This is a genomic window from uncultured Veillonella sp. (genome assembly GCF_963551295.1).
GTDB lineage: Bacteria > Bacillota > Negativicutes > Veillonellales > Veillonellaceae > Veillonella.
On the sequence record NZ_CAUVFT010000060.1, the window covers coordinates 1 to 2,909 of the forward strand.

Genomic DNA, 2,909 nt, shown 5'->3' on the forward strand with positions numbered 1-2,909 from the left:
CAAGATATGAAGCAGCAGAAGAATATGAGATCAGCGACGAAACGGCGCGGAATTACATGCGGCAGTACCGAAATGCCAACCGACTCCCTCCGAAACGAGGAACAAAGAGCAACTGCGGTCTTGCCAATATGAAATTCAAGCCGACGCCCGCAGGACTGGAAGACATCCAATCCATGACGAAAGAAGAGCTGATCGACGCCCTTGTGATGGCTAGGATTACGGAAGCGCGCTTAAAAAAAGGCTATCTGGTGGAAGGAGTTGGTGCGGAAAAGAAGTTCATTCCTATCGGCAAGAAGAGTACCAAGTAATCGTGGAGCTTTCCGGGGAGTTCCCTATCCAGCTGCTCTGCGAAAAGATGGGCATTCCACGCAGCAGTTTCTACAATTGGAAGAAGAGCGTTGAAAATCCATCGGAACAGAAGAAACAGCTTGCTAAGAGCATCGAGTTGTTTCAGCAATACCATAGCCGCTTTCCTTCTCACGGGTATCGTTGGTTGAATGCCAAGATCAGGTTGGACAAGGGAATCGTCTTTTCCGATCCCTATGCACATAAATGCTGCAAGATTGCTGGAATCAAGAGCGTTTCCAAGCATTACAAGTACAAGAAGCCCGGGGATTCGTTCAAGACGTACCCGAATCTGTTGCTCGCAGGAATCAATATTGCCGGTCCGATGGAATGCGTGGTGAGTGACATGACTGCCTTTTATGTGAGGGGCATCTATTATGAGCTCACGTTGTATATGGATTTATGGAATGATGAGCTGATTGCACATTCGCTTTCGTCCAAGCGCGGCGATCGTATGACCTATCTCAATGGTTTGCGGGATGTCATCGAGTTCAAGAAGCAATATCCGAATCAGGAGCTTGTCCTTCATAGTGACCGAGGCTCTGTATACGCTTCCAAAAGCTACAACGAACTCCTGCCCATGTATAACATCACTAGATCCATGTCCAGAGCCGGCACGCCAACGGACAATGCCGCCATGGAAGCCATCAACGGATGGGTAAAGGCCGAGTTGTTTACAGATTTGCACATCACATCTGCAGACGATGTCTCCCTGGGCAGGTCACCGAATATATTCGATTCTTCAACGAAGAGCGTCCCGCATACGCCCTTGGATACCTTACTCCAAAGCAGTATCGGGAACGGTTCGCGCCCAAGCGCGGAAGAGCCGACACTTGATAAACGGTCATTGTGAATAGATTCCGTAGACATCCAAACCAGCATAAAAATCTCGGTCTTCAACGGTTGTCTAACGCTTCGATAAGGTTTGTCTGACGTTCAGATTTTCATGACTATTTTTGGAATTTTTGTGTCCAGTTTTTGTTGACAAGTGCACAATGGATTTTGATATGATTGGGTGCATCAAGTAGAATTGTTAGAAATGGGTTGATTGAATGCAACAGAGAAATCCGTATTTTGATATTGTGAAATATGTAGCTATGTTTTTAGTTTTGTGGGGACATGTTATTCAACAGACTTGTATGCTACAAAATCCAAGCAATGATATTGTATATTGCCTAATATATACAATTCATATGCCAATTTTTATGGGTATCTGTGGATATTTTCTTTCTGTGTCGATTAATAATTTATCAATAAAAAAATATATATCGATTAAGTTATCTAGCAGGATAATCGCATTAATAATGCCAATGCTTACTTTTGGAGGATTGAAATTATTAGTCAGTATATTTTTTATTGGAAATACGTATAATAATATTTTTAATTTAATTATTGCTTATATTAAGAGTGTTTATAATATATGGTTTTTAGGAGCATTAGTAATAAATACGATTATCATAATAGTAACATCGCTCTTCTGTAGTGGTAATTTTAAATATGATATAAAGTATTTTTTATTCAGTATTCCATGTTCGATTATTGTATATGGTGGAAATAGCGGAATATTTATGTATTTATTTTTTCTTACGGGTTATTGCATGCATAAGTATAGTATAAATAAAATAAATAGTAATATATATATATATATCGGTTCCGGTGTATGCACTCTGTTTTTATTTATTCGAAAATATGTCATGTGAACCAAATCTTTTTACAATTAATTATCATAAATTTTCTTTAATGGAGATATTGAATATTGATATATTAAAGATATTTTTAGGTTTTTCAGGATCGTATATATTTATGCGCGTGATACATAAGATGATGTCTTACGGAGGTGAAGGTTTACTCTATAAAATGGCGCTTAAACGAGGTAGATATACTTTAGAGATTTATCTGATTCAAATAGTTTTTTTAGAGATGATAATGGGTTCAATATATCAAAATTATGTGAGGTCTACGGGGGTCAATCCGTTATATATGTACGGGATAATAACGGAAGTGATAGCAACATTTATTGTAGCAGCTATTATCATGGAGATAATAATCGTTATTGTAAAAATAATAAACCGAATAGGTTTATTAAAGAAAATACTTTTTTATCGGTAGATTGAATTTTGTAGCCATAGCTAATTGCAATAACAAAACGAACAAGTTCATCCCAAATCTAGTTAGGGGAAATAATGCGGTGTGGTTTCCTAATATCTTCTGTACTAAGAAAGGCGATTTTATGCCTCTTCTTGTCTTAAGGCATGTATTTTTCAAGAACGATTAGATGGTTCGTATGAGAATAAGGAGTGAATTTGAGATGCAGATCGTCCTGCTTTCAGGTGGTGCAGGCAAACGCTTGTGGCCGTTGTCTAATGAGTTATATTCCAAGCAATTTCTTCGTATTTTGAGGCGCGAGGATGGGTCGCTGGAATCGATGATTCAGCGTGTCTGCCGCCAAGTGCAGTGCGTTGCGCCGGATACGCCCATCACTGTTGCGACAGGTCGCGAGCAAGTCTCATTGATTCGCCGTCAGCTTGGTTCTGGTGTGAACATTTCGGTAGAGCCGTGCCGGC

4 protein-coding genes and 1 pseudogene are annotated in these 2,909 nt (G+C 39.6%); all 5 read left to right on the forward strand.

Features of this window, described 5'->3' with window-relative positions:
• Positions 1-308 (forward strand): hypothetical protein (locus tag RYO55_RS09665; protein ID WP_314985309.1); only part of this gene is annotated, 308 nt, incomplete at its 5' end.
• 383 nt (positions 309-691) lie between these two features.
• Positions 692-907: pseudogene (locus RYO55_RS09770) on the forward strand (IS3 family transposase); the annotation flags it as partial.
• A gap of 92 nt (positions 908-999) precedes the next feature.
• Positions 1,000-1,182 carry an IS3 family transposase gene (locus RYO55_RS09670; RefSeq protein ID WP_314985310.1) on the forward strand — a complete coding sequence of 61 codons (183 nt, stop codon included), beginning with the start codon at positions 1,000-1,002 and terminating at the stop codon, positions 1,180-1,182.
• A 215-nt stretch (positions 1,183-1,397) separates the two neighbouring features.
• Entirely contained in the window at positions 1,398-2,045 is a 648-nt protein-coding gene (locus RYO55_RS09775) for an acyltransferase family protein (RefSeq protein ID WP_399554523.1), read from the forward strand.
• 608 nt (positions 2,046-2,653) lie between these two features.
• A partial coding sequence (locus RYO55_RS09675; protein ID WP_314985311.1) for a sugar phosphate nucleotidyltransferase occupies positions 2,654-2,909 on the forward strand: 256 nt, incomplete at its 3' end.